This window comes from Gandjariella thermophila (assembly GCF_005405885.1).
GTDB lineage: Bacteria > Actinomycetota > Actinomycetes > Mycobacteriales > Pseudonocardiaceae > Gandjariella > Gandjariella thermophila.
The window spans coordinates 1-5690 of sequence record NZ_BJFL01000075.1; the positions used below are offsets into that span (position 1 = coordinate 1).

The 5690-nt window shown below is 64.8% G+C and carries 2 protein-coding genes and 1 pseudogene; 2 read left to right on the forward strand and 1 reads right to left on the reverse strand.

Annotated features, from left to right (window positions below):
* Together FFT21_RS27830 and FFT21_RS27840 are read left to right on the forward strand one after the other, a co-directional pair.
* Window positions 1-3214 (forward strand): RHS repeat-associated core domain-containing protein (locus FFT21_RS27830; RefSeq protein ID WP_307722967.1); only part of this gene is annotated, 3214 nt, incomplete at its 5' end.
* Window positions 3215-3561: 347 nt separating this feature from the next.
* On the forward strand, window positions 3562-3813 hold the full coding sequence (locus FFT21_RS27840; protein WP_137816886.1) for a hypothetical protein: 252 nt from the start codon (window positions 3562-3564) through the stop codon (window positions 3811-3813).
* Between the two features lie 1352 nt (window positions 3814-5165).
* Here FFT21_RS27840 and FFT21_RS27845 read toward each other — a convergent pair.
* Window positions 5166-5690, reverse strand: a pseudogene (locus FFT21_RS27845) (hypothetical protein); the annotation flags it as partial.

Sequence of the window (5690 nt, forward strand, 5' to 3'; positions counted from 1 at the left end):
GCCCTGCGGCCGCGGCAGCGACTCCACCCCAGACAACGTCACGGCTGGGCACCGTACCGGTCACCACGACCCTCGTCAGCTCACCACGCTGACCAGCACACATGCCTTATCTGAACCGCATTGGGCCCAGACCCAGGCCACCTACGACGACCTCGGCGAACGGCTCACCGCCACCCAGATCGTCCGCCAACCCACCTCCGTCGCGGACACCACCACCTACACCTACGACTTCACCAACGACCCCCTCGGATCTCCGACCACGATCACCCTTCCGGGCGGGCAACAGACCACGCTGACCTACAACCACTTCGGCGACCCACTCACCACCAAAGACCCCGTCGGCAACACCACCAGATACACCTACGACCAAGACCGGCACCTGACCAAGACGACCCAACCCGACGGCACCGCCACCACCATCAGCTACGACCCCGCCGGCCGCCCGATCAGCACCGCCGAACTGGACGCCACCGGCGCCACGCTCGCCTCGACCAGCGCCGGCTACGACCCCGCTGGGAACAAGACCTCCGGCACCGACGCCAACGGTGTCACCACCACCGCCACGTACGACGCGATCAACGACCTGGTCCAACGGGTGCAGCCGGTGTCCTCGTCCGCGTCGATCGCCACGACCTACGGCTACGACGCCGCCAGGCAACTCAGCCGCGCCACCGACGGCGACGGCAACAAGAGCGTCTACACCTACAACCCGCTGCGCCTCGTCGAGTCCAAGACCGCCCCGGGCGTGGCCGGGTTCACCAGCGCCGCCGACAGCACCACTACGGTGTCCTACGACGCCAACGGGCAACCCCTCAAGGTGACCGCACCCGGTGGGGTCAGTCGCACCGCCAGCTACGACGCCCTGGGCCGGCAAACCTCCTTGGCGGGTTCCGGCGCCGAGGCACCAACAACCACACGTACGTTCGGGTACGACCTGGTCGGCCGACTCACCTCGGTCAACGCCCCGGGTGGCACCGACACCTACACCTACGACGACCGCGGCAACATCCTCTCCGCCGCCGGCCCGTCCGGCACCGCAAGCTACGGCTACAACAACAACGGTTGGCTCACCACTCGCACCGACGCGGCCGGTACCGCCACCTTCACCTACGACGCCGACGGTCGCCTGGCCATCGCGCTCGACCCGCTGACCAACACCACCGCCAGCTACACCTACAACAGCACCGGCCAGGTCAGCGGCGTCAGCTACGGCACCAACGCCGCCAGCCAGTCCTACACCTACAACGCTCGCCATCAGCTCACCGGTCAGACCCTGACCGCCCCGGGTGGCGCCAGCGAAGCCTCCGTGGCCTACGGCTACGACGGCAACGGCCGGATCACCAGCCAAACCACCACCGGCACCGCCGGCGCGGCGGCCAACACCTATACCTACGACCAAGCCGGACGCCTTGCGTCCGCGAACAACGGCGCCACGACGACGACCTACGGCTACGACGCCGCCGGCAACCGAACGCAGGCCGGCTCCACCACTGCCACGTACAACGCCCGCAACCAACTCGTCACGGCAGGATCCACCAGCTACACCTACACCGCCCGCGGCACCCTGGCCTCCCAAACCAACGGGTTGACCACGACGACCTACACCGACGACGCCTTCGACCAACAGGCATCGGCCGGCTCCACCGCCTACAGCTACGACGGACTAGGACGCCTGGCCACCGCCGGCGGCAACACCTTCACCTACGACGGCACCAGCGACGCCATGACCGGCGACGGCCCCCAGCGCTTCGGTCGAGGACCCAACGGACAACTGCTCTCCGTTTCCACGGGCACCAGCACGGCCCTGGCGTTGACCAACCAGCATGGTGACCTCGTCGGCACCTTCACCAACAGCGGCGCAAGCCTTACCGGATCCACGGCGTTCGATCCCTACGGCCAGGTGGGCGCCAGCAGCGGTACCCGCTACGACCTCGGCTACCAAGGCGGCTGGACCGATCCCACCACCGGCTACATCAACACCGCCTCCCGCTGGTACAACCCCACTAGCGGCAACTTCACCAGCGCCGACTCGCTGACGAACCTCACCGCCCCCGCGGCCACGAACAACGCATACAGCTACGGCAACGACGACCCGCTGGACAACACCGACCTCTCCGGCAACAGCTCCTGCACCACCCAACGTCCGCCAGCGAGTCACCATCCCCGGGCCCCTGTGTACCCGCCAAGCCGTCGCCATGTGCCCGTCACGGCGCCGAGCAACCCCACGCCGAGCCCTGTATACGACCTACCACCGCTGCCCCTACCGTGGTACGAACCCGTGCCGTCGTATCAGCCATACGCGCCTTACCAACCGGCATGGGGCTGGCGTGATGTTGTGGGTGTTGGCGTCGTCGGTGGTCTGGTCCTTGGAGCCATACTCGCCCCCGAGGTTGAGCTTCCCCTGCTCGGCGGGGCGGCACTGGCCTTCTCCGGCGGCTGTTCGGACGTACCCCAGAAGCAGCAGCACGAGCCCGACGCCCGCGACAACATCAACAAGCCGCCACGAAATCCCCGTCCCCAAGGCCAAGAACCCCAACCCGGGGAAACCCCCCAACCTGGCACCAAGACACCCGAGACCGGACCTGCCGACGAACCCGCCAACACAAACACCACTGGTGAAACCAACCCCTCACTGGAGAAAGAGACTCCATACCAGCCCGCCAGCCAACCCAGTTCCCCTGCCGAACCCGGCGACACCACGCCCCCCACTACCGAACCGCCGACCGGATCCGGTAGCAGTCCTTCCGGTTCCGGAGGCAGACTCCCCAACCCGCTAGTCGGCGGATTGATCGGTGGTATTGCCAACGCCACCGGGTCGGTCATTCATCAGCAGCTCACTACCGGCCACATCAACGCCACCGACGTGGCGCTTTCCGGAGCCGCCGGTTTTGTCGGCGGCGCGGTGGGCATGAGGTTGGGTTGGGCTGGTGGAGCACTCGGCAATGGCGGAGCCGACGTGCTTGTCCAACTCCACGACAATGATTGGAATGTTGCCAAGGTCAACTGGGCCGAGTTTGGAGCTGAGGCAGGGCTCGGGGCTGCGATCGGCGGTTATGGAGATTTCCAGAATATGCATATGAAATCCTTTGAGCAGTTCTATGCTGACGGATACAGGAACTGGTTCAAAAGTCGATATGTCCCGTACCTTCTGGGTGGACTGTCGGCCCTAGTTGGAGGATTTGATCCCGTAGCCAGCGCTCAGCTATATAACTAGATACTCTAATATGGTTGAGGGGTGTGGGGTGTGGGGTGTGGGGTGTGGGGTGTGGGGTGTGGGGTGTGGGGTGTGGGGTGTGGGACACCCGCCCCACGCCTCCGCTGTGGTGATAAACTGACGACGGAGACTCATCGGAGGGAGCTTCGGACTTGCCGGATAATCAGGTCGTCTTTCGATGCTCTTGGAAAAGCCTCTCCTACGCCGTCGTTCTTGTGGCCTTGGAGCTCTTCGCTGGCTTCCTTCTAGTGGTAGGTATTCTGGCGGCCTTCGCCGGCAATGGAAGTTTCATACCCATCCTGCTTGCGTGTGTCTTTGGAGTTTACCCGCCGCTGTATCGTTGGCGCGTGAAGATTGTTGTCGACGATTCGAATGTTCATATTGGCGCCATCATCGGATCTGGGCGGACGATCTCGCGTGACCGTATAGCAGGTATCCTGCAGTATTCCGGCTATCCCGGCGGTGTAGCGTTTTTCGATCGGAACTACAGGAATCTTGGCTCGACGCCACCGATGTGGACTCGACGCCAGCTTGATGAGCTCTCCAAACTGCTCCAGGTTCCTTTTGACGACAAATCTGGTGTATCGTGGAAAAAGTAAATGCTTGACTTGGCGTAACTGGTCAGCATGAAGGGAGCGGTCAAGTCGGGTTGCACTGCACTGCCGGTGTGTCTGACTGACTTCCGGCTTGGCATGGGCACATGCTTGTCGGCCAGCCAGGTGGTGAGTTACTCGCGACCGTCCGCCCCTCGAGGTGGTTGCCGGTGCGTTCCACACCAGCACCGGAAGAGTGCGGTTCTGCCCCTCGGTGCGGGTGGCGCTGCCGCAGATTCGTTGATGCCCTCCGTAGTCGCGTAATATGCACAGGTAGCCGAAGGCACCTGGGGGATTGAGCCCGGCCGGAACCTCACAGATGACAGCCCGACGGCACCATACGCCTGACCGCGGCTGGTGTGCCTCGGCAGCTCGGCCACAAGCTGTGAAGAATCCTCGCAACCCGGGGTCCGCCGTGGCGAACCAGTGCTTAGGTCGTGTAGTGCGCGGTGGGACGGTTCGTGGAGCCCATTGCGCCAGGGCCAGTCGCGGGGTAGGTGATGAGTTGGGCACGGAACGGCAACGACGACGTCGGGTGGCTGTACAGGACGGATGACGAGGGTGGTCCGGAGGCCGTGGAAACGGACGACTGATGTGCGGCCGGGGTGAAGCGCGAGTCGCTGCGGGGCACTGGGAGTGGGAGAAGAATGGGAGAGTGGAATGTCCCGGTGGTTGCCCGAACCGCGGTGTAGTGACGTCAACAGGCTCGGCATACGCAGGGATTTCTCTGTTTATCCAGGTCAGCGAAATGTGTAGACGGTTCTGGGGGTCAAGGGGTCGCAGGTTCAAATCCTGTCGTCCCGACGGCCATAAGGGCCCGCTGGCACTAGGTGAAAACCCAGGTCAGCGGGTCTTTTGCTTTGTTGGTGTCGATCTTGGTTCTTCGTCCACTGTGGTCGCGGTTAAGATCAACAGACCCTAGTGGGAGAAAATCGGGAGACGATCTTGTTCGTCTTTGACTCAACGGGCTTATGGGGTCGCGGTACGTGCCTCTCCCAGTCCGGGTGTGCCCAACGGCCCTGAAGGAGATTCAAGCGTGCCCAATGCTGATGCGGTGCGTGTCGGTTGGCCGTAGTTGGGGGCGATTCGGCCCGCCTGGTGGCCGCTGGGGCCTGGTGACGGCCGATGGGGTATGTTGGGTGCGGGTCGGGATCGTTGGCGCGGCTGGCGCGGTTGGGAAGACGGTCGTGTGCCCTGTCGACTGGTGAGCGCCGGTGCAGTAGGCAGGCCTTGGGGTCGTGGTGGCCCGTTGAGGTCGGCGCGCTGGGCGCCGAGCCCGGCGGAATACCGCGCTGGAGAAGCGGCTTCGCCGCCTCCGAGGAGGTGGCGAAGCCGGAGAAGGTGCGTCTGTGGCGTGGTCAGGCGCTGGTGCGCAGTGGCGCCGGGGGCGCTGGCAGTGCCAGCCGGCCGGTGCCCGTGGGAGCGGCGTCGCCGGTGGGGGCCAGGGTGGCCAGTGCGGTGGTCCAGCGGCGTTGGAGTGCGTCGATGAGGCGGGTTTCGACTTCGGCGGCGACGTGGGAGTAGATGTCCTGGATCTTGTCGGGGATCTTGTGGCCGAGTCGTCGGGCTTGGGCGACGTCGGGGATGCCATCAGCGATCAGCCACGTCTTGTGGCTGTGCCGGAACCCGTGGAAGACCAGGCCGGGCACGATCGGCTGGACTCGCACACGGGGACGGGTGCGATGGAGGTTGCCGTCGGTGGCGGGGCGCATGGCGCGGCGGGCGAAGTTCGACCGGCGCAGCAGTTCGCCTTCGGCGGTGACGGGGACCTCCCCCCGTTGACCGGACACCTCAGATGACAGGAGAGAGTGTTCGCTGTGGGAGAGCGACCGACGGTGAAGCGGGCTCGTCGGAGGTTCACCGACGAGTTCAAGCGTGATGCC